This window comes from Pseudomonas sp. TE3899, assembly GCF_056279105.1.
The window spans coordinates 6,424,203-6,445,874 of record NZ_JBWBQR010000001.1 but is presented as its reverse complement, the minus strand read 5'-3'; the positions used below and the strand labels follow the sequence as shown (position 1 = coordinate 6,445,874).

Below are 21,672 nucleotides of genomic sequence, written 5' to 3'. Positions count from 1 at the left end.
CCGCCCGGGACGCTCCGCGTCCCACCTCAAGTGCCGACGCAGAGCGTCTGTTGATGCATTCCCACGCAGAGCGTGGGAATGATCTGCGCGCGAATGTTCGTAAATTTTCCTTTCCCGGCCCTTCGATCAGTATTTTCAATCGAAGTTGACTGGCTGTGCGCGGCTTTATGGGCTACCATTTTCGCAAATGAACATTAATGTTCGAATTCAAATATCGAAAATCATAAAAGCCCGAGGCCAGCCGATGCCCACTTCTACCTTGCCTACGCCCCCTCTCGCCGAGGTCTACGATATCGCCGTCATCGGTGGTGGGATCAATGGCGTGGGGATCGCAGCGGATGCCGCCGGTCGCGGCCTCTCGGTGTTCCTTTGTGAAAAGGACGACCTGGCCAGCCACACCTCGTCGGCCAGCAGCAAGCTGATCCACGGCGGCCTGCGCTATCTCGAACATTACGAATTCCGCCTGGTGCGCGAAGCCCTGGCCGAGCGCGAAGTGCTGCTGGCCAAGGCCCCGCACATCGTCAAGCAGATGCGCTTCGTGTTGCCGCACCGCCCGCACCTGCGCCCCGCGTGGATGATCCGCGCCGGATTGTTCCTTTATGACCACCTGGGCAAGCGGGAAAAACTGGAAGGTTCGAAAAGCCTGAAGTTCGGCCCGGACAGCCCGCTGAAAAGCGAAATCACCAAAGGCTTCGAATATTCCGATTGCTGGGTCGACGATGCCCGCCTCGTGGTACTGAACGCCATGGCCGCCCGCGAGAAAGGCGCTCATGTGCACACCCAGACCCGTTGCGTCAGCGCCCGTCGCGCCAAAGGCCTGTGGCACCTGCACCTGGAGCGCGCCGATGGCAGTCTGTTCTCGATCCGCGCCAAGGCGCTGGTGAATGCCGCCGGCCCGTGGGTGGCCAAGTTCATTCGTGACGACCTGAAGATGGATTCGCCGTACGGCATCCGCCTGATCCAGGGCAGCCACCTGATCGTGCCGAAACTCTACGAAGGCGAACACGCGCACATTCTGCAAAACGAAGATCAGCGCATCGTCTTCACCATTCCGTACCTGAACCACTTCACCCTGATCGGCACCACCGACCGCGAGTACACCGGCGATCCGGCCAAAGTGGCGATCACCGAAGGCGAAACCGATTACCTGCTCAAAGTGGTCAATGCCCACTTCAAAAAGCAAGTCAGCCGCGATGACATCCTGCACAGCTATTCCGGTGTGCGTCCGCTGTGCAACGACGAATCCGACAACCCGTCGGCCGTGACCCGCGACTACACCCTGGCGTTGTCCGGCAGTGGCGAAGAAGCCCCGTTGCTGTCGGTGTTCGGCGGCAAGCTGACCACCTACCGCAAACTGGCCGAGTCGGCGCTGGCGCAACTGGCCCCGTACTTCACCCAGATCAAACCAAGCTGGACCGCGACCGCGACCCTGCCCGGCGGCGAAGACATGACCACCCCGCAAGCCCTGTGCGCGAAGATCCGCGATCAGTTCGACTGGGTGCCGACCGAGATCGCCCGCCGCTGGGCCACCACCTACGGCAGCCGCACCTGGCGCATGCTCGAAGGCGTACAGAGCCTCAGCGACCTGGGCGAACACATCGGCGGCGGTCTCTACACCCGCGAAGTCGACTACCTGTGCAGCGAAGAGTGGGCCACCACCGCCCACGACATCCTGTGGCGTCGCAGCAAGCTCGGCTTGTTCACCACCCCGGATGAACAACAGAAGCTGGCGGATTACCTGAGCAAGGTCGAGCAGAGCCGCAGCAAGATCGAAGCCGCCTGATCGGGCATCCGGTTAAACGAAAGCCCCTGAATCGTGAGATTCAGGGGCTTTTTCGTACCTGTCTGCAGGAGCGAGGCTTGCCCGCGAAAGCGGTGTGTCAGCTACATGAATGTAGGCTACCCCCCTCTTCACGGGCAAGCCTCGCTCCTACAGGGGTTTCGCGCATTCGGTTTTCCGAACACGACTCGCCGGTCGATTCGGTTTACCGGATAGCCAAAGCGTAAATTCAACGCCACAAAAAACTTAATAACCTTTTAAATCAATCACTTGATTCATATCACCTGGCCTGGCACGAGTCATGCTCTACACTCTTGGACGAATGTTCTGTCGTGCCCACCGTTCAGGTGCCGCCACGCATTCGAAGCACAAAAGGGCCGACGCACTGGCTCCATAAAAAAAACAATGTCGAGGAAAATTTGATGCGCATCGTTCCCCATATCCTGGGCGCAGCCATTGCTGCCGCTCTGATTAGCACTCCAGTTTTCGCTGCCGAGCTCACCGGCACACTGAAGAAGATCAAAGAGTCCGGTGTGATCACCCTCGGGCATCGCGATGCTTCCATTCCGTTTTCCTACATCGCTGATGCTTCCGGCAAGCCGATGGGCTACTCCCATGACATCCAGCTGAAAATCGTCGAAGCCATCAAGAAAGACCTCGATTTGCCAAACCTCCAGGTCAAATACAACCTGGTCACCTCGCAAACCCGTATCCCGCTGGTGCAGAACGGCACCGTGGACGTCGAGTGCGGCTCCACCACCAACAACGTCGAGCGTCAGCAGCAAGTTGACTTCTCCGTCGGCATCTTCGAAATCGGTACTCGCCTGCTGTCCAAGAAAGGCTCTGCCTACAAGGACTTCGACGACCTGAAAGGCAAGAACGTCGTGACCACCGCCGGCACCACGTCCGAGCGCATCCTCAAGTCGATGAACGCCGACAAGCAGATGGGCATGAACGTTATCTCCGCCAAAGACCACGGCGAGTCCTTCCAGATGCTGGAATCGGGCCGCGCTGTTGCCTTCATGATGGACGACGCCCTGCTGGCCGGTGAAGCCGCCAAGGCCAAGAAGGCCGATGACTGGGCCGTTACCGGCACGCCACAGTCCTACGAAATCTACGGCTGCATGGTCCGCAAGGGCGACGAGCCGTTCAAGAAAGCTGTCGACGACGCCATCGTGGCCACCTACAAGTCGGGCGAGATCAACAAGATCTACGACAAATGGTTCATGCAACCAATCCCGCCTAAAGGCCTGAACCTGAACTTCCCGATGAGCGACGAGCTCAAGGCCCTGATCGCCAATCCGACCGATAAAGCGGCTGACGACAAGAAGTCCTGATTTCTGACTAACCTTATCTCCTGAGAGGGCCGCTGCCCTTTCAGGAGGTTGTCACTCCCTGCTGGCATATTTTGGAAACACTCGAACCGGTGGCTGTCGAGCCGATCGCGTGTGCCTGACTTTCAAAGTCGGGCGGGAACGGAGCTTCCCCAGGCGGGCACTTGTACATTGATCGATCCGAGGGGAGACCCTAATGAATTACAACTGGGACTGGGGCGTGTTCTTCAAGTCCACCGGCGTGGGCAGCGAGACGTATCTCGACTGGTACATCTCCGGGCTGGGCTGGACCATCGCCATCGCCGTCGTGGCCTGGATTATCGCGCTGTCGCTGGGCTCGATCCTGGGTGTCATGCGTACCGTGCCGAACCGCATCGTATCGGGCATCGCGACCTGCTACGTCGAACTCTTCCGTAACGTGCCGCTGCTGGTTCAGCTGTTCATCTGGTACTTCCTGGTGCCCGACCTGCTGCCGCAAAACCTGCAGGACTGGTACAAGCAGGACCTGAACCCGACCACCTCGGCCTACCTGAGCGTTGTCGTGTGCCTGGGCCTGTTCACCGCCGCCCGGGTTTGCGAACAAGTGCGCACCGGCATCCAGGCCTTGCCGAAGGGCCAGGAATCCGCGGCTCGCGCCATGGGTTTCAAGCTGCCGCAGATCTACTGGAACGTGCTGCTGCCCCAGGCCTACCGCATCATCATTCCACCGCTCACCTCGGAATTCCTGAACGTGTTCAAGAACTCGTCGGTGGCCTCGCTGATCGGCCTGATGGAGCTGCTCGCGCAGACCAAGCAGACCGCCGAGTTCTCCGCCAACCTGTTCGAAGCGTTCACCCTCGCCACGCTGATCTACTTCACCCTGAACATGAGCCTGATGCTGCTCATGCGCCTGGTCGAGAAGAAAGTCGCCGTACCGGGCCTGATCTCCCTAGGGGGTAAATGATGGAATTCGATTTCTCGGGCATCGTCCCGTCCCTGCCGGGTTTGTGGAACGGCATGGTCATGACCCTGCAACTGATGGCGCTGGGCGTCAGCGGCGGGATCATCCTCGGCACGATCCTGGCGCTAATGCGCCTGTCTCACAACAAACTGCTGTCGAACCTCGCCGGCGCGTACGTTAACTATTTCCGTTCGATCCCGTTGCTGCTGGTCATCACCTGGTTCTACCTGGCGGTGCCGTTCGTGCTGCGCTGGATCACCGGCGAAGACACGCCGATCGGCGCCTTCGCGTCCTGCATCGTGGCGTTCATGATGTTTGAAGCGGCGTACTTCTGCGAAATCGTCCGGGCGGGCGTACAGTCGATTTCCAAGGGCCAGATGGGCGCCGCCCAGGCCCTGGGCATGACGTACGGCCAGATGATGCGATTGATCATCCTGCCGCAAGCGTTCCGCAAGATGACCCCGCTGTTGCTGCAACAGAGCATCATCCTGTTCCAGGACACCTCGCTGGTGTACGCGGTCGGCCTGGTGGACTTCCTCAATGCCTCCCGTGCCAGTGGCGACATCATCGGTCGCTCCAACGAGTTCCTGATCTTCGCAGGGCTTACGTACTTCACAATCAGCTTTGCCGCCTCGCTGCTGGTCAAGCGTCTGCAAAAAAGGTTTGCCATATGATCTCTATCAAGAACATCAACAAGTGGTATGGCGACTTCCAGGTACTGACTGATTGCAGCACCGAGGTCAAAAAAGGCGAAGTGATCGTGGTCTGCGGGCCGTCCGGTTCGGGCAAGTCGACCCTGATCAAATGCGTCAACGCCCTGGAACCGTTCCAGAAAGGCGACGTGGTGGTCGATGGCACGTCCATCGCCGACCCGAAGACCGACCTGCCGAAACTGCGTTCGCGCGTTGGCATGGTGTTTCAGCATTTCGAACTGTTCCCGCACCTGTCCATCACCGAAAACCTGACCATCGCGCAGATCAAGGTGCTGGGCCGCAGCAAGGAAGAGGCCACCAAGAAAGGCCTGCAATTGCTGGAGCGCGTCGGCTTGTCGGCTCACGCCCACAAGCATCCCGGCCAACTCTCCGGTGGCCAGCAACAGCGTGTGGCGATTGCCCGTGCGCTGGCGATGGACCCGATCGTCATGCTGTTCGACGAACCGACCTCGGCGCTGGACCCGGAAATGGTCAACGAAGTGCTCGACGTGATGGTGCAACTGGCCCATGAAGGCATGACCATGATGTGCGTAACCCACGAAATGGGCTTCGCCCGCAAAGTGGCCGACCGCGTGATCTTCATGGACCAGGGCAAGATCATCGAAGACTGCAAGAAAGAGGAATTCTTCGGCGACATCAGCCACCGCGCCGAGCGTACGCAGCACTTCCTCAACAAGATTCTGCAGCACTAAAAGCAATACACCGAACTCTGTGGCGAGGGAGCTTGCTCCCGCTGGGTCGCGCAGCGGCCCCAAACCTGCCAATGCCTGCTGTCTGACACACCGCATTGGCCGGTGTAACGACTGCTTCGCAGCCGAGCGGGAGCAAGCTCCCTCGCCACAGGTCCGCGTTCGACTGGAAACCAGAGCAAGCCTGTTGCCACGCTGGTTGACCCAAGGCATCTGTGATGAAATGCGACCCCACTCTCTATCGCGCCGCGCCGCCATCACTCGCCGTGAAACCCCGTCTGATTCGCCATCTGTTCCTGCCGCCGCTGATCATCGCCCTGATGATCGGATTGGGTTACATCGGCTTCTGGGTCAGTGAGCACTACGGGATTCGCAGCCTCAGCGAGAATGGCCAGCGTCAACTTGAGCTGCACGCCCGCGCCGTCGAGAGCGAGATCAGCAAGTACACCTACCTGCCCAGCCTGCTGGAACTCGAATCCAGCGTTTCAAAACTGCTGGATGAGCCGTCGTCGGAAACCCGGCAAACGGTCAATGAATACCTTGAAGGCCTGAACCGACGCAGCCGCAGCCGGGCCATCTACGTCATGGACACCACCGGCCGTGTGCTGGCCACCAGCAACTGGCGCGATGTCGACAGTTACCTCGGTGAAGACCTGTCCTTTCGCGCCTATTTCCAGAACGCCGTGCGCGGTCAGCCGGGGCGTTTCTATGGCATCGGCAGCACCAACGGCGAACCCGGTTATTACCTGGCCCACGGCCTGGAAGAACACGGCAAGATCATCGGCGTCGCCGTGGTCAAGGTCCGGCTCGAAGCCATGGAGGAACGCTGGCAGCGGGCGCGTCTGGAAGCCTTCGTCAGCGATGAGAACGGCATCATCATTCTCTCCAGCGACCCGGCGCGACGCCTCAAATCCGTGGTGCCGCTGAGCGACGAGACCAAGGAAAAACTCGCCCGCAGCTTGCAGTACTACTGGTTCCCGCTGAACGAACTGCAACCCTTGGCCCGGGAAACCCTGGCTGAAGGCGTGGAGAAACTGACCTTCCCCGCCAACAGCGAACTGGCTTCCGACGAACAGGACATCACCTACCTCGCCCAGACCCGGCCGTTGAGCGACACCCCGTGGAATTTCACCCTGCTCACGCCCCTGGCGGATTTGCGCCGTGAGGCGATCAACCAGGGGATTCTGGTGGCGGTGGCGTTTGCCCTGGTGGCGTTCCTGCTGATCGCCTGGAACGAGCGACGCAAGGTCATCGCTACGCGTCTCGCAGCCCGGGAAGCTTTGCAGGAAGCCAACAATCAACTGGAGCGTCGGATTACCGAACGCACCACCGATTTGCGCGCCAGCAACGAACGGCTCAAGGGCCAGATCCGCGAACGGCGTCAGGCCGAAGAGACGTTGCGCCGGGCCCAGGATGAACTGGTCCAGGCCGGCAAACTGGCGGCCATCGGCCAGATGTCCACCAGCATTGCCCATGAATTGAACCAGCCGTTGGCGGCGCTGCGGACCTTGTCCGGCAACACCGTGCGCTTCCTGGAGCGCGGGCAACTGGATGTCGCCAGCACCAATCTCAAGACCATCAACGAACTGATCGACCGCATGGGCCGGATCACCGCCAGCCTGCGCTCCTTCGCCCGGCGTGGTGACGACAAAGGCCAGGCCAGCCTCGGCAAAGCGGTGGACGCGGCCCTGCAACTGCTCGGCAGCCGCATGGAAAGCGCGCATCTGGACCTGCACCGCGACTTCAACGACGTGCAGGTGCAAATCGACCAGACCCGTCTGGAGCAGATCCTGGTCAACCTGATCGGCAATGCCCTTGACGCCATGCAGTCGCAGCCGCTCCCAGCGCTGTGGCTGGAAGGCGAAGAGTACGACGGCAAATATCGCCTGCGGGTGCGCGACAACGGCCACGGCATCGACGCCGAAGCGCGCAAGCATTTGTTCGAACCCTTCTTCACCACCAAACCCGGCGAACAGGGCCTGGGCCTCGGCCTGACCCTCTCCGCCAGCCTGGCCGCGGCCACCGGCGGCCATTTGGGCGTCGAGCACCCGGCCAGCGGTGGTACCACTTTCGTCCTCAGTTTACCGTTGGTAAGCCCCACTCCCGCCGAGCCAATATGAACAACGACCTTAGTGTGCTGATCGTCGAAGACGACCCCCATGTGCTGCTCGGCTGCCAGCAGGCGCTGACCCTGGAAGACATTCCCTGCGTGGGCGTGGGCAGCGCCGAAGAAGCCCTGGAGCGGGTCGGCGACAACTTTGCCGGGATCGTCATCAGCGACATCCGCTTGCCGGGCATCGATGGCCTGGAATTGCTGACCCGGCTCAAGGCCCGGGACCGCAGCCTGCCGGTGGTGTTGATCACCGGTCACGGCGACATCTCCATGGCGGTCGGCGCGATGCAAAAAGGCGCCTACGATTTCATGGAGAAACCCTTCTCCCCGGAACGCCTGGTGGACGTGGCCCGCCGCGCGCTTGAGCAACGCAGCCTCGCTCGCGAAGTCTCGTCGCTGCGTCGGCAACTGGCGGAACGGGATTCCCTCGAAGGCCGGATCATCGGCCGCTCGCCAGCCATGCAGAATCTGCGTGAGCTGATCGCCAACGTCGCCGACACCTCGGCCAACGTGCTGATCGAAGGCGAAACCGGCACCGGCAAGGAATTGGTCGCCCGGTGCCTGCATGACTTCAGTCGCCGCCACACCAAACAATTCGTCGCGCTGAACTGCGGCGGTCTGCCGGAGAACCTGTTCGAAAGCGAAATCTTCGGCCACGAAGCCAACGCCTTCACCGGCGCCGGCAAACGGCGGATCGGCAAGATCGAACACGCCGACGGCGGCACGCTGTTCCTCGATGAAGTGGAAAGCATGCCGCTGCCATTGCAGATCAAACTGCTGCGGGTGTTGCAGGAACGCACCCTCGAACGCCTCGGTTCGAACCAGAGCGTAGCGGTGGATTGCCGGGTGATCGCGGCGACCAAATCCGACCTCGACGAGTCGAGCAAAAAGGGCGAATTCCGTAGCGACCTGTATTACCGCCTCAACGTGGTGACCCTGGAACTGCCGCCGCTGCGCGAGCGCCGCGAAGACATCCTGCAACTGTTCGAACACTTCCTGCAGCAGTCGTCCCTGCGCTTCGACCGCGCGGTGCCGGAGCTGGACAACCAGACCCTGTCCAACCTGATGAGCCACGACTGGCCGGGCAACGTGCGCGAGCTGCGCAATGTCGCCGAGCGTTACGCCCTCGGTTTGCCCGCGTTCAAGAAGTCCGGCGCCAGCGGCAGCAATCAGGGCCTGGCCTTCGCCGAAGCGGTGGAAGCTTTCGAGCGCAACCTGCTCAACGACGCTTTGCAGCGCAGCGGCGGCAACCTGACCCAGGCCAGCCTGGAACTGGGGATGGCCAAGACCACGCTGTTCGACAAGGTTAAAAAGTACGGGTTGAGCCACTGATGGACCTGATTCTCAAAGCCGCACTCGGCGCGGGCGTGGTGCTAATCCTCGCGGCCCTGGCCAAGACCAGAAACTACTACATCGCCGGCCTGGTGCCGCTGTTTCCGACCTTTGCGTTGATTGCGCACTACATCGTCGGCAAGGGCCGTTCGGTGGAGGATCTGAAAACCACCATCGTGTTTGGCATGTGGTCGATCATTCCGTACTTCGTCTATTTGGCGACGTTGTACGTGATGGTCGATCGGATGCGGTTGGAGGCTTCGCTGGCGGTGGCGGCGGTAGGCTGGTTGATTGCCGCGACAGTGCTCGTGTCAGTCTGGGTTCGCCTGCACGCCTGACACCCCTGTAGGAGCGAGGCTTGCCCGCGAAGACGGTGTGTCAGGCAACATTGATGTCGGCTGACAGTCCGTCTTCGCGGGCAAGCCTCGCTCCTACAGGTTTGATTGATCGTTCCCACGCTCTGCGTGGGAATGCCTCTAGGGACGCGGAGCGTCCAGTGACGCGGAGCGTCACGGGCTGCATTCCCACGCAGAGCTTGGGAACGATCATCAGGTGCTGGCCCGCCCCTTGCATTTACCCCCGCAGCCCTCCCGGCCGGCCTTCATGTTCGATGACGTCGGTGTCCGGGGGCGTCTGCCAAAGGGTGAATCCTGACCGTGAACTTCCTAGATCCCGACCTGACCCTCACCGTGGTCCTGCTGGTCGCCTTTTCCATCGTGCTGGACGTTATCGGTCAGCTCTGTTTCAAGCTCGGCCTCGACCGCTTGCCCGAACTCGAAGGCGGGTTTCGGCTGAACGCTTTCTGGGGCCAGGTGTTCAACGCGCCGTTGCTGTGGTGCGGGATCGGCGCCTACACGCTTGAGTTTTTCGTCTGGCTGGAGGCCCTGTCCCGGGCGCCCCTGAGCCTGTTGTTCCCGGCCGGGGCCCTGGCCTATTGCGGCGTGGTGCTGGCGGGCAAAGTCGTGCTCGGCGAAACCGTCAGCCGTCGGCGCTGGCTCGCCACCCTGGTGATTACGTTGGGCGTGATGCTCGTGTGTGCCGGCCATGCGTGATTCGAAATCGATGGATTGGCTGCATGGGCGCCTCGGCACGATCGTGCTCTGGGCGCTGCTGATTATTCTGGAAAGCGCCGGGCAGATTGCGACCAAGGTCGGCGGTGATCAGCTCGGGCAGATGACCTTTACCCTGCACTGGCTGCAAGCCGTGATCGTGGACCCGGGCGTGTTGTTTGCGGTGGGCTGCGGCATCGGCGCGTTTTTCGTATGGATGCTGATTTTGCGGCGCAGCAGTTTGTCCCTGGCGTTTCCCCTGAGTTCATTGGTGTTTGTCGGGGTGTTGCTGGGGTCATGGCTGGGATTGGGTGAGCAGATCAGCGTGCTGCACTGGGTGGGCGTGGTGGTGATCATCGGCGGGATTGCGTTGCTGGCCGAGGGCGAACAAACCTGAAGCCAACACAATCTACTGTGGCGAGGGGGCTTGCCCCCGTTGGGTGGCGAAGCCGCCCCCTATGCAGCTAATGCGGTCCCTCAGGTAAACCGCAACTACCCGGGTTTACGACTGCTTCGCAGCCGAACGGGGGCAAGCCCCCTCGCCACAAAAGCTCGCTCGCCACAGAGGCACCAGTGTGCTCGGGTCAATCGAACTTATAGGCCACCGCCGCCTGCACTTCCCCCTGATCGGCCTGCCCCACCTGTTTGACGATGCTGCTGTCCGCCGCTGAACCGCTCAGATGAATCCAACTGGCACTGGTCAGCAACGACCAATGCGTCGCCAGGGGAAACTCGAAGCTCTGGGTCAACGCCACGTTCTGCCACCCGCCCCCGGCGTTGTACCGGGCGATGCCCGAAGCCTGAGACTCAGCGCCACTCACCCCAAAAAACGCCTGATTTTGCCGCCCATCGGCGAAGTGCGCAGTCAGGTTGCTGCTGCCAATCACCCCGCCACCCAGTGGATAACCGATCTCACCCCCCACTCGCCCGACCACACCATCAGCCCCGCCCACCGCCTCGCCTACCGAAGCAAACACCCGCCAGAAATCAGCTGGCGCGTACTGCACAAAACCGCCGATGACGCCCATGTCCGGCACATCGTGCAAGCCCTGCAAGCTGCCATTGGCGGTGCGCCCCGGCAGGTAATTGGCGAACGGTCCGGCGCTGAAACCGTTGCTCTTCAACGCACTCCAGGTCAGCCCGTCGTCGGTGCTGAGGCTGACATCTCCCCAGTCCAGATCGACATACGGCACCGGCCGGACTTCATGGCGGCTGCCGGTCGGATCATGCGGCTGATAGCTCAACCCCGCCCCCGCCTCCCCGGTGATGCCATCGGCCAAAACACTGGCTGACACGCAAGCCAGCGCCGCAAACAGAGCAACTGTAATCCTCGACATGAGGCCCTTCCTTAACAAGACATGCGCGCATCAATCCTCTTTTCACCCGCCTCGCGCAAGCACTCATGTTGTTTGTAGCGACCTACAAAAATTGTAGCTTCGCCGACACATCATCCCGCCAGAACCCCGTAGATACGGGGCCAAACCCGATTGGCACAGTCCCTGCTCTACCCCTTTGGCAAGCGCAAACAGCGCGCCCTGCCCAATAGGTAAACAGATGAACGATTGGCATATCGTGTGTGATTTCGACGGGACCATCACCCGCACCGACGTGATCGACAGCATCCTCCAGCGCTTCGCCGACCCGAGCTGGGAAGCGATCGAAGACGAGTGGCTGCAAGGCGACATTGGTTCGCGTGAATGCCTCAGCCGCCAGCTCTCGCTGGTCAAGGCCACGCCGACCGAACTGCTCGCCTTTTTCGACACGATCGAAATCGACCCGGACTTCCCCGACTTCGTCGACCACGTGATCGGCCTCGGCGCGTCCCTGGAAGTGGTCAGCGACGGCATCGAGCAAGGCATCGCGCGGATCCTCGCGCGCAATTACGTCAGCCTGCTGCCGATCCTCGCCAACCGCTTGCGCCAACTCGGCCACGACAGCTGGCGCATCGACTTCCCGTATTCCAGCGACGCCTGCCGCGCCGCGTCCGGTAACTGCAAATGCAAGTCCACGCCCAAGGGCAAACGCGTGCTGGTGATCGGTGACGGTCAGTCGGACATGTGCGTGGCCGGCACCGCCGATTTCGTGTTCGCCAAGGATCGCCTGGCCGAACACTGCGAGCGTAACGGCATTGCCTACGCGCGCTTCGACAGCTTCGCCGAACTCCCGGCCCTGCTGGCCAAACTGCCAGCCGCGAGCGCCGCCAACACCACCCCTTTCAACGTCGAAACACAGGAACTCTTCCATCATGTCTGATATTCGAATCGCGACCGCCGAAGACCAGATCCTTCTGGATAAAGAAGCCAAGTACTGCTCCTACGGCGACACCGTGCACTACATCGACCCGCCGCGCATTTTCAGCCGCTGCGAAGGTTCGTACGTGTGGGACACCGAAGACCAGGCCTACCTCGACCTGCAAATGTGGTACTCGGCGGTCAACTTCGGCTACGCCAACCCGCGCCTGAACAACGCGCTGAAACAACAGATCGACACCCTGCCGCAGATCGCCAGCCAGTACCTGCACAAAGGCAAGATCGAGCTCTCGGAAATGATCGCCGTCGATGCCAAGAAAAAATTCGGCCTCGACGGTCGCGTGCACTTCAACGTCGGCGGTTCGCAGTCCATCGAGGACTCGCTGAAAGTCGTGCGCAACGCCACCAACGGCAAGAGCCTGATGTTCGCCTTCGAAGGCGGCTACCACGGCCGCACCCTCGGCGCGTCGTCGATCACCTCCAGCTACCGCTATCGCCGCCGCTACGGCCACTTCGGCGAGCGCGCCAATTTCATCCCCTTCCCGTACCACTTCCGTGGCCCGAAAGGCATGACCAAGGAAGAATACGGCAGCCATTGCGTGCAGCAATTCGCCCGACTGTTCGAGACCGAATACAACGGCGTCTGGGACCCTAAAGTCGGCCAGAGCGAATATGCAGCGTTTTATGTCGAGCCGATCCAGGGCACCGGCGGCTACGTGATCCCGCCGATGAACTTCTACAGCGAACTCAAGCATGTGCTGGATCAGCATGGCATCTTGATGGTGGTCGATGAAATCCAGATGGGCTTCTGGCGCACCGGCAAGCTGTGGTCGATTGAACACTTCGACGTCAAACCCGACGTGATCGTCTTTGGCAAAGCCCTGACCAACGGCCTCAACCCGTTGGGCGGGATCTGGGCCAAGGAAGAACTGATCAACCCGAAAATCTTCCCGCCGGGTTCGACTCACTCCACGTTCGCCTCCAACCCGTTGGGTACGGCGGTGGGCCTGGAAATGTTCAAGATGACCAGCGAAGTCGATTACGGCGCGATGGTCATGGCCAAGGGCAAATACTTCCTTGAAGGCCTGAAAGACCTGCAGAAACGCTACCCGATCATCGGCGACGTCGATGGCCTGGGCCTGGCCCTGCGCTGCGAAATCTGCGGCCCGGACGGTTTCACCCCGGACAAGGCCACCCTGGATTTCATGGTCGACGAAGGCATGAAGGGCGACATTGAAATCGACGGTAAACGCCTGGGCCTGATCCTCGACGTGGGCGGCTACTACAAGAACGTGATCACGTTGGCCCCGTCGCTGGAAATCAGCTACCCGGAAATTGATCTCGGCCTGGCACTGCTTGACCGTTTGCTGCACCGGGCGATGAAAAGATGATGCACGATGAGATCGACATGGGCGAAGGCAACGCCGGTTTCGTTCTCGGCTCGGGTGAGGTCGCGGTGGTGTTGATCCACGGCCTCACCGGCACCCCGACGGAGTTGCGTCGGGTGGCCATGGGCCTGGCGAAAGCCGGACACACGGTTTACGTGCCGACCCTGGCCGGGCACTGCGGGGGCAACGCCGAGTTGCAAGCCACCGGTTGGCGTGACTGGTACGAAAGCGCGCGCAACACCTTCGTCGGCGTACGCCGCAAACACGAGCGGGTGTTCGTCGGCGGCTTGTCCATGGGCGCGGTGTTGTCGATGTACCTGGCCGCCGAACACCCAGGGCAGATCGAAGGCTTGCTGCTGTACTCCACGACCTTGCGTTACGACGGCTGGAGCATCAACAAACTGGCGTTCCTCACGCCGTTGCTGATGCGCATCCCGTTCGGCGTGCACCTGTGCAGCTTCGAAGAAAAACCGCCCTACGGCATCAAGAATGAACGCCTGCGCAGCATCGTCGAGCGCCAGATGAAGGCTGGCGAAAGCAGCCAGGCCGGGTTGCTGACCATGGAAGGCGTGACCGTGCGCGAACTGCACCGGCTCAACGCCGTGGTGAAGAAACGCATGCCCGAAATCACCACGCCGACACTGGTCCTGCATTCGCTCGAAGACGACATCACCAGCCGCTGGAACGCCGATTATGTCGAGCGCAAGCTTGGCGGGCCGGTGGTCAAGGTGCTGCTGGACGACTGCTATCACATGATCACCGTCGACCTGCAATACCACCGGGTGATTGACCTGAGCGTGGACTTTATCCATCAACGTTTCATTCAACAGCGGGCCGCGCCGCAACCGCTGCGCCGGGAGTATCGGCAGCTGGCCTGAGCCGATGGCGACCCCGGTTGCAGACGGGTCGCCACTGGCGGGGCAATGTCGGCTACTGTATTGAACCAGGCAACACCCTTGATCCTGCCATGGCTTTCGACAAGCGAAACCCGATGACCAAACGACCCGTCAACGCCCGACCCTTCGCCCTCTCCGGCTGGAGCCTGCAACGCAAACTGGTGCTGGCCTTCTGGCTGGTCAGCGTGATCCCGACCATGATTGCCGCCGAGCTGGCAGCCACCACGCTGTCGCAGATCTTCGACAGCAACGTGCGCATCTGGCTGCAGGAATCGACCAAGATCGTCGAAGACGAGATCAGCGAAATCCTGCGGGACAACGCCCGGGCCGCGCAGTTGTTTTTGCGCTATACGCGGCCACCGGTTGATCGGTTATCGGTGCGCCACGACCGACTGACCACGGACATCGCCGATTCCATGGGCATCGACGTGGTGGCCCTGGTGCGCAACAGCGATCACAAAGTGGTGTTCAGCACCGCCGCCGATGACATCGTGCGGCAGATCAGCACCGCGCCCAAAGCCGTGTTGCAAACCTTGCAGATCGGCGGCGTCGCGACCGGCACGGTGGTCTCGACCTTTGAGACCGAGCAGGACGGCGTCGATTACAAACTGGTGATTGCCACCTACCTCGACAACAGCTTCCTGACCAGCGTCTCCGACGTGCACTCGCTGGACCTGCGCCTGTACCTGGCCAAGGGCGATGACTTCTCGGAGATCTTTTCCAGCCAGCGCTTCGAGGATCACCCGGCGGCCGTGCCGGAGAACATCGAACGGATCCTGCGCACCACCAAGCTGCCGACCGAACAGTTCACCAGTCGCTACAGCGGCATCTACCGGCCGATCCTCAACGAAAACGGCGACCTGCAAGGCGTGATTTTCAGCGGCCTGCTGCGCCATACCAGCCTGGTAGGACTGGTCAATCAGAGCAACCTGTTCATCCTGATTTTCCTGCTCAGCTCGGCGGCGTCCCTGGCGGTGGGCTGGCTCGTATCCCAGCGTTTGACCAAGCCATTGCGCGGGCTGTCCAACGGCGTGCAAGCGGTGATTGCCGGGGATTATCGCCAGCGCTTGCCGGTGACCGGCGGCGATGAACTGGCGGAGCTGAGCAGCACCTTCAACCACATGAGCGAACGCCTCGGCGAGTTGCAACACCTGGAATCGCAACTGCGCCGCCGCGACCGCTTGCATGCGCTGGGCGAAGTCGCCATGGGCCTGGCCCATGAAATCCGCAACCCGCTGGGCATCATCAAGACCGCCACGCAACTGCTGCACCGGCGCGCCGATTTGCCCGAAACTGACAAGCGTCACCTGGAATACGTGGTCAGCGAAGTCAGCCGCATCAATGACCTGATCACCGATTTTCTCGACTTCGCCAAACCCAGCGCGCCGCTGCGCACCACCCAGCCGGCGCGGCCGTTGGTGGATGAACTGGTGGGGTTCTGCGCCCCGGAACTGGCCAGCCACCACATCGAGGTGTTGATCGACGATCAGGCCCCGGGCGCCACCCTGTATGCCGATGCGCGCCAGCTCAAGCAGGCCGGCCTGAACCTGATCGTCAACGCCATTGACGCCATGCCCGACGGCGGACGCCTGACGATCAGCATCAGCCGTGACGCCAGCCACACCATCCTGCGCGTGGCGGACACCGGCCAGGGCATTGAACCGGACATGCTCGAACGGATCTTTACGCCGTTCGTGACCACCAAGGCTTCGGGCACCGGCCTGGGCTTGGCCAAGGTGTTTTCGATCATGGAAAACCATGGCGGGCACATCGAATGCACCAGTGAAAAAGATGCCGGGGCGACCTTCAGCCTGTACATTCCGGCCCATGGCGACGACTTCGACGAGGCGAGCGATGACACATAACGTACTGGTGGTGGACGACGAGCCCAAGCTCTGCGACCTGCTGGCCTCGGCCCTGAGCCAGAACGAAATCACCGTGTTCACCGCCGGCAATGGCCTGCATGCGCTCAAGGTGCTGGAGTGCGAGGACATCGACCTGGTGATCAGCGACTGGCGCATGCCCGGCATGGACGGCCCGCAATTGCTGGCGGAAATCAAAACCCGCTTTCCGCAGCTGCCGGTGATCGTGATGACCGCCTATAGCACGGTGAAAAACGCCGTGCAGTCGATGCGCAACGGCGCCTTCGACTACATCGCCAAGCCCTTCGACATCGACGAACTGGACATCACCGTCAGCAAAGCCCTGCAATTTCGCGACATCCTCAAAGACAACCAGCGCATGCGCGCCGAACTCGACGAACACCAGCAGATCGACAGCCTGGTGGGCGACAGCCCGAGCTTTCGCCGGGTGTTGCAAGCGATCGATTCGGTGCGCGAAAGCAACGCCACCATCCTGCTGACCGGCGAAAGCGGGACCGGCAAGGAAATGGTCGCCCGGGCCATCCACAAACATGGCAACCGCGCCGACAAACCGTTCGTGGCGGTGAACTGCGCGGCGATCCCCGAGGGCTTGCTGGAAAGCGAAATGTTCGGCCATCGCAAAGGCGCATTTACCGGCGCCGTGGCGGATCGGGTCGGGCGTTTCCAGCAGGCGGACAAGGGCACGCTGTTTCTCGATGAAATCGGTGAAATGCCGCTGGCCTTGCAGGCCAAGATTTTGCGCGCCTTGCAGGAACGGGTGATCGAGCCCGTGGGCGATCCGCGCGAGCGCAAGGTCGATGTGCGGGTGATCGCCGCGACCAACAAGAACCTGCTGGACGCGGTGGCGAACAAGGAGTTTCGCGAGGATTTGTATTACCGCCTCAACGTGTTCCCGATCCCCCTGCCGGCCCTGCGCGAACGGGTCGAAGACATCGCCCCGCTGGCCCGGCACTTCGCCAATACCCTGGGGGCGGCGGCGGGTAAACGCTTTAGCGGGTTCAGCGCCGAAGCGTTGCAGGCGATGGCCAACTATTCGTGGCCGGGGAATATTCGCGAACTGCAGAACTGCGTGGAGCGCGCGACCATTGTCGCCAGCGGCTCGGTGATTGAAGAGGATGATTTGCCGGCGTATCTGTTTGCCTCACGGCCCGCCGACGCGGGTGTGCTGATCGAAAACAACGGCGTGCCGGCGGACCTGGAAGCGGCGCTGGCGCAAGTCGAGCGCAGCTACATCCTGGCGGCCCTGCAGCAGAGCAACGGTGTGCAGGCTGCGGCGGCGCAACTGATCGGGATTTCCGAGCGCAGCTTCTGGTATCGGCTGAAGAAACTGGGGATTCATGTGGACAAGATCGTCCGCTGAAACTGGAGACTCATGATCGTTCCCACGCTCTGCGTGGGAATGCCTCTAGGGACGCTCCGCGTCCAGTGACGCGGAGCGTCACGGGCTGCGTTCCCACGCAGAGCGTGGGAACGATCATCAACAGGGTTATGCAGCGCCCTTTGATCGGCGTGCTACTGCCCATACACCTTGCGCAACTGCGTCGGGCTCATCGCCTCTTCAAACGGCACCGGCACTGACTTCACCGCCCCGTACAGATTGCGATAACGCCAATAATTGCCGTTGTTGGCCAGCTGATAACCCCGCTCGACCACGCGCTGGCCATCGAGGACATAGCGCAAGGTTTCCTGGGCGGCTGGCGGTGGGGTCGGCTGCATCAGGTCGGTGGCCAGCACGCGCATGGACTCGTCGATGCATTCATCGAGCGCCGCCGTGACCTTGCTCAAATCCAGCGTGCCGTCATCGATGCACTGACTGCCGCAACGCCGGATCGGTTGGCTGGCCACTTCGATGCGCATGCGATACAGCGCCGAGCCGGCAATGTCCTGGACCTGCACCTGGTTGATCAGCACAAAACTGCCGCGATCCGGGCCGAGCATCAGTTTCGGTTCGATCACTAAACGCGCGGTGACCTGCCCTTCGCCCTGCTTGAGCCCGGCCACTTGCGACGCCTGTTGATAGCGCTGCTGCAAACGTTCCTGCAATGGCACGCCGCCGAGCAAGTCGGCCATCGGCCGCGCCTCGTTGAGGGCGGTTTTTTCCGCATCGCGCTGCAACGTGCCGCTGCCCATTTGCGTATTGATCACACTGGCCACCAGCAAGCCGGCCAGCCCGGCCGTGTTGCCCGAACTCGCCACCAGGTTGTAACTCGACGACGCCGCTTGTTGGGCAGCCTTGGCATCGATCACCGTGCTGGCGCCGACAAACGCTGGCGGCAGTTGCACATCGACCTTGAGCCCGTGGGCCTGGACGTAAGGCAACGCGCCCTGATCCTTGAAACCGGGCTCGGGGCCCGGTTTCTGCGCACAACCGGCCAGCGTCAGCAACGCCAGCGCGGCAGCGGCCACGCCCGAACGTTTCATTGGGCGAACGGAGTGATCATTTGCTGACGGCTATTGTCCATCGCCTGGTAGAAGGCATTGGACAGGTTGCTGTAGGTCGGCTCATCCCACTCGCCCTGGGCGGCTTGCACCGCGGCGAAAGGCTGGAACCACAGCAGTTTGTTGTCGGCCAGATCGACCACCATGCCCTGCCCGCTCACTTGGGCCATCGGTACGCTGGTCGGCACGATGCTGTAGTAGCTGCGGGTGGCACCGGTGGTGAAGACGTTGACCAACAGCAGGCGATCGACACCGTAAGCCGCTTTGATCGGCGTCAGATCGCGCACGGTATAGCCTTCGCGGAAACTGGCTTCCTTGTATTTCTGCAGATCGACCGGCTCGTCGATGCGCTTGGCCTTGTAACCCTTGGCCTGCAGCTTGGCGACGATGACATCCGGCAGCGTATTGAGGTCGCGGGTTTGCCATTTTTCAACGGTGTCGCTGAGCTTGCTGTTGACGCCCCGGTTGATGGCGTAATCAAGGATCCCCTGGTTACCGGTCAACGCCAGCATCGGCTCCGGCAGCACGGTGATGGCCACGCCGATAGTCGGCTCCTTGGCATCCCAGAATTGGTGGTCCAGCGGTACGGGAGGTTGAACGTGGGCGCAGCCGGTGAGGGTCAGGCAGGCCAATAAGGTGATGGCGGCCCAGGTACGTAGAGCGTGAACGGTCATGGATCAAGTCCCTATGATTGATAACGATGCTGCCTGTGTCGGCAGCGATCGCAGCAACTGTAGTGGCACATTGATATTTTTTTGTCACATATCGCTGGCGAGGCTGGAGTCAGCTGACCGTTCCGCCTTTGGCCTCATTCATGATCTGCCGGATCGCCCCGACAAACGTCTCCACCGGTTGCCCGCCCGTGACCGCGTACTGGCCGTTGAACACCACCGTCGGCACCGAACTCACGCCGCGCGACAGCCACAACTGCTCTTCTTCTTTAACCTCTCGGGTGTATTCATCCGACGCCAGAATCCCCACGGCCCGCTGCCGATCCAGCCCCACACTTTCAGCGATCTGCGCCAGTTGTTGATGATTGGAAGGATTGCCGCCATCGGTGAAGTACGCCTTGAACAACGCCTCTTTCAGATTGAATTGCAGCCCTTCCAGCCCGGCCCAGTAGAGCAAGCGGTGGGCATCGAAGGTGTTGTAGATGCGGCTGTTGCCGTCGGTGCGAAAAGCAAACCCGACCTCGGCGCCACGGGCGCGGATCATCTCGCGGTTTTTCTGCGATTGCTCGGGGGTCGAGCCGTACTTTTCGCTGATGTGTTCGGTGATGTTCTGGCCATCGGGGCCCATGTTCGGGTTTAGCTCGAAGGGCTGGAAGCGGATCTCGGCCTGCACTTCGTCACCCAGCAAATCCAGCGCCTTGGTCAAGCCATACAACCCGACCACGCACCAAGGGCAGGACACGTCGCTGACAAAATCGATTTTCAGGGAATTACTCATCGCAGACCTCGCAGGCTGTTTTGCGCCGCAAAGCTCGAACAATACACCTGACGGGGCCAGGACTGCAGCCCTCCCCTTGTAGGAGCAAAGCTTGCTCGCGAAGAGGCCAGCACATTCAACATGGATGTTGGCTGACACACCGCTTTCGCGAGCAAGCTTCGCTCCTACAGGGGATTGGCGGGTTACAGGAGATTGGGGGTGGCCACCGGCTCGATCTGCGCCCAGTGCGAGGTGTCTTCGCGGTGGGTTTGCAGGTACGGCAACACCGCCGCCAGCAGCGGTTCCTTGAAAGCTTCCTGGAAACGATGGGCCATGCCCGGAATCAGTTTCAACTGACTGCCGCGAATATGCGCCGCCAGGTGCACGCCGTGCATCACCGGCAACAGCGGATCCGCCGTGCCGTGCACCACCAGGGTCGGCACACGCAACTGATTGAGCAACGCCACGCGGCTTGGCTCGGCGAGGATCGCCATGATCTGGCGTTTCACACCCTCAGGGTTGAACGCCCGGTCATACGAGGCCGCCGCTTGCTGCAACAACACCTGCCGATCATCACTCACCGACGGGCTGCTCAGGGCCGCGAGCAAATCGGCTTGTTGCTCCAGCGCCACCTCGCGGTTCGGCGCGCCCCGGCGCGACAGCAACTGCACCAGCGCCGCGCTCGGCGCCGGCAAGCCTTCGGCCCCGGAACTGGTCATGATCAGCGTCAGGCTCTCGACCCGTTGCGGCGCCATGGCCGCCATGTGCTGGGCAATCATCCCGCCCATGCTCGCGCCCAGCACGTGGAATTGCTCGACGTGCAGCGCATCCATCAGCCCCAGCGCGTCCTCGGCCATGTCCGTCAACGTGTACGGCGCCGCCACCGGCAAACCGAGTTTGTAGCGCAGCACTTCGAAGGTCAGGTTGGCGTCGGCCGGGGCCTGGCGCCAGGTCGACAACCCGACATCGCGGTTGTCGTAGCGAATCACCCGAAAGCCCTGCTGACACAAGGCAACCACCACCTCGTCGGGCCAGTGGATCAATTGTCCGCCCAGGCCCATCACCAGCAGCAACGCGGGGTCGGAGGCACGGCCGATGCTCTGGTACGCCAGGCTGACCTGGTCCAGGTCGACATGTTCAGTCGGGACATTGACGTCGCAACGCGAGGCCGCAAAGGACGGCAGGCTGAAAAGCAGCGCCGCCAGGAATAGAAATACACGCATTGAAAAACACCGAAACGCAGAACCCCAGTAGAGCGCGAGTCTGATGAAGTTTGTTCAAGCGCGCTGCCACAGTTGCGTGACAGTTTGATGAAGATTGCCCAGCGGTCATGGGCGCTGATTGCGCCCCCCCCTGCGCCAAGGCAATGACCATTTATCGGAAACCACCCGCTACCTGTTATTTCTGACAGTAGCCACGTCCCGCCTGGAAGCATCCAA

20 protein-coding genes are annotated in these 21,672 nt (G+C 61.4%); 15 read left to right on the top strand and 5 right to left on the bottom strand.

The features are described 5' to 3' along the window. The first annotated feature begins 244 nt into the window (after window positions 1–244). The 10 genes from glpD (at window position 245) to ACZ89E_RS29255 (ending at window position 10,347) form a co-directional block, all read left to right on the top strand. Complete coding sequence (gene glpD, locus ACZ89E_RS29300; RefSeq protein WP_149657995.1) at window positions 245–1,783, top strand: glycerol-3-phosphate dehydrogenase; 1,539 nt, start codon at window positions 245–247, stop codon at window positions 1,781–1,783. A gap of 419 nt (window positions 1,784–2,202) precedes the next feature. Next, on the top strand, window positions 2,203–3,117 hold the full coding sequence (locus ACZ89E_RS29295; protein ID WP_149657996.1) for a glutamate/aspartate ABC transporter substrate-binding protein: 915 nt from the start codon (window positions 2,203–2,205) through the stop codon (window positions 3,115–3,117). Window positions 3,118–3,310: 193 nt separating this feature from the next. Next, window positions 3,311–4,057 (top strand): amino acid ABC transporter permease, encoded by a 747-nt coding sequence (locus ACZ89E_RS29290; protein WP_149657997.1) that lies wholly within the window; start codon window positions 3,311–3,313, stop codon window positions 4,055–4,057. Beyond that, window positions 4,057–4,728, top strand: a complete 672-nt coding sequence (locus ACZ89E_RS29285) for an amino acid ABC transporter permease (RefSeq protein ID WP_476256897.1) — start codon at window positions 4,057–4,059, stop codon at window positions 4,726–4,728. The genes ACZ89E_RS29290 and ACZ89E_RS29285 overlap by 1 nt, the downstream gene beginning before the upstream one ends. Continuing rightward, window positions 4,725–5,459: an amino acid ABC transporter ATP-binding protein gene (locus tag ACZ89E_RS29280; RefSeq protein ID WP_054045228.1), complete on the top strand. Its 735-nt coding sequence runs from the start codon at window positions 4,725–4,727 to the stop codon at window positions 5,457–5,459. The genes ACZ89E_RS29285 and ACZ89E_RS29280 overlap by 4 nt, the downstream gene beginning before the upstream one ends. Before the next feature lie 215 nt (window positions 5,460–5,674). Beyond that, complete coding sequence (gene aauS / locus ACZ89E_RS29275) at window positions 5,675–7,576, top strand: two-component sensor histidine kinase AauS (protein WP_149658000.1); 1,902 nt, start codon at window positions 5,675–5,677, stop codon at window positions 7,574–7,576. Further along, the gene (gene aauR / locus ACZ89E_RS29270; protein ID WP_149658001.1) at window positions 7,573–8,901 is read left to right on the top strand and encodes a two-component response regulator AauR; all 1,329 of its coding nucleotides are present in this window, start codon (window positions 7,573–7,575) and stop codon (window positions 8,899–8,901) included. Before aauS ends, aauR begins: the two co-directional genes overlap by 4 nt. Window positions 8,902–8,909: 8 nt before the next feature. Further along, the gene (locus ACZ89E_RS29265) at window positions 8,910–9,239 is read left to right on the top strand and encodes a GlpM family protein (RefSeq protein ID WP_178129047.1); all 330 of its coding nucleotides are present in this window, start codon (window positions 8,910–8,912) and stop codon (window positions 9,237–9,239) included. Between the two features lie 339 nt (window positions 9,240–9,578). Beyond that, window positions 9,579–9,953 carry a DMT family transporter gene (locus tag ACZ89E_RS29260; protein WP_149658164.1) on the top strand — a complete coding sequence of 125 codons (375 nt, stop codon included), beginning with the start codon at window positions 9,579–9,581 and terminating at the stop codon, window positions 9,951–9,953. Beyond that, window positions 9,946–10,347 carry an EamA family transporter gene (locus ACZ89E_RS29255; RefSeq protein WP_149658003.1) on the top strand — a complete coding sequence of 134 codons (402 nt, stop codon included), beginning with the start codon at window positions 9,946–9,948 and terminating at the stop codon, window positions 10,345–10,347. Before ACZ89E_RS29260 ends, ACZ89E_RS29255 begins: the two co-directional genes overlap by 8 nt. Window positions 10,348–10,534: 187 nt before the next feature. Here ACZ89E_RS29255 and ACZ89E_RS29250 read toward each other — a convergent pair whose 3' ends face one another. Beyond that, window positions 10,535–11,287, bottom strand: coding sequence for a MipA/OmpV family protein (locus ACZ89E_RS29250; protein WP_476256896.1), 753 nt, complete (start codon window positions 11,285–11,287; stop codon window positions 10,535–10,537). Window positions 11,288–11,504: 217 nt separating this feature from the next. Between ACZ89E_RS29250 and ACZ89E_RS29245 the strand changes: the two genes are divergently transcribed. From ACZ89E_RS29245 to ACZ89E_RS29225, 5 genes are all read left to right on the top strand, one after another. Further along, complete coding sequence (locus ACZ89E_RS29245) at window positions 11,505–12,203, top strand: HAD-IB family phosphatase (RefSeq protein WP_476256895.1); 699 nt, start codon at window positions 11,505–11,507, stop codon at window positions 12,201–12,203. Then, entirely contained in the window at window positions 12,196–13,590 is a 1,395-nt protein-coding gene (locus ACZ89E_RS29240; RefSeq protein WP_054045244.1) for an aspartate aminotransferase family protein, read from the top strand. Before ACZ89E_RS29245 ends, ACZ89E_RS29240 begins: the two co-directional genes overlap by 8 nt. Further along, a complete protein-coding gene (locus ACZ89E_RS29235; protein WP_149658007.1) occupies window positions 13,587–14,465 on the top strand; it encodes an alpha/beta hydrolase in 879 nt (292 codons plus the stop codon). Before ACZ89E_RS29240 ends, ACZ89E_RS29235 begins: the two co-directional genes overlap by 4 nt. Before the next feature lie 113 nt (window positions 14,466–14,578). Further along, window positions 14,579–16,348: a sensor histidine kinase gene (locus tag ACZ89E_RS29230; RefSeq protein WP_476256894.1), complete on the top strand. Its 1,770-nt coding sequence runs from the start codon at window positions 14,579–14,581 to the stop codon at window positions 16,346–16,348. Further along, complete coding sequence (locus tag ACZ89E_RS29225) at window positions 16,338–17,726, top strand: sigma-54-dependent transcriptional regulator (RefSeq protein WP_463258356.1); 1,389 nt, start codon at window positions 16,338–16,340, stop codon at window positions 17,724–17,726. The genes ACZ89E_RS29230 and ACZ89E_RS29225 overlap by 11 nt, the downstream gene beginning before the upstream one ends. Window positions 17,727–17,878: 152 nt before the next feature. On the opposite strand, the gene ACZ89E_RS29220 is transcribed toward ACZ89E_RS29225, so the two are convergent. The 4 genes from ACZ89E_RS29220 to ACZ89E_RS29205 form a co-directional block, all read right to left on the bottom strand. Beyond that, window positions 17,879–18,787 carry a hypothetical protein gene (locus ACZ89E_RS29220; protein ID WP_476256893.1) on the bottom strand — a complete coding sequence of 303 codons (909 nt, stop codon included), beginning with the start codon at window positions 18,785–18,787 and terminating at the stop codon, window positions 17,879–17,881. Then, window positions 18,784–19,479 carry a hypothetical protein gene (locus ACZ89E_RS29215; protein ID WP_149658011.1) on the bottom strand — a complete coding sequence of 232 codons (696 nt, stop codon included), beginning with the start codon at window positions 19,477–19,479 and terminating at the stop codon, window positions 18,784–18,786. Before ACZ89E_RS29215 ends, ACZ89E_RS29220 begins: the two co-directional genes overlap by 4 nt. Window positions 19,480–19,588: 109 nt before the next feature. Next, window positions 19,589–20,254 (bottom strand): DsbA family oxidoreductase, encoded by a 666-nt coding sequence (locus tag ACZ89E_RS29210; protein WP_463258358.1) that lies wholly within the window; start codon window positions 20,252–20,254, stop codon window positions 19,589–19,591. A 182-nt stretch (window positions 20,255–20,436) separates the two neighbouring features. Then, the gene (locus ACZ89E_RS29205; protein ID WP_149658013.1) at window positions 20,437–21,456 is read right to left on the bottom strand and encodes an alpha/beta fold hydrolase; all 1,020 of its coding nucleotides are present in this window, start codon (window positions 21,454–21,456) and stop codon (window positions 20,437–20,439) included. Window positions 21,457–21,672 lie beyond the last annotated feature (216 nt).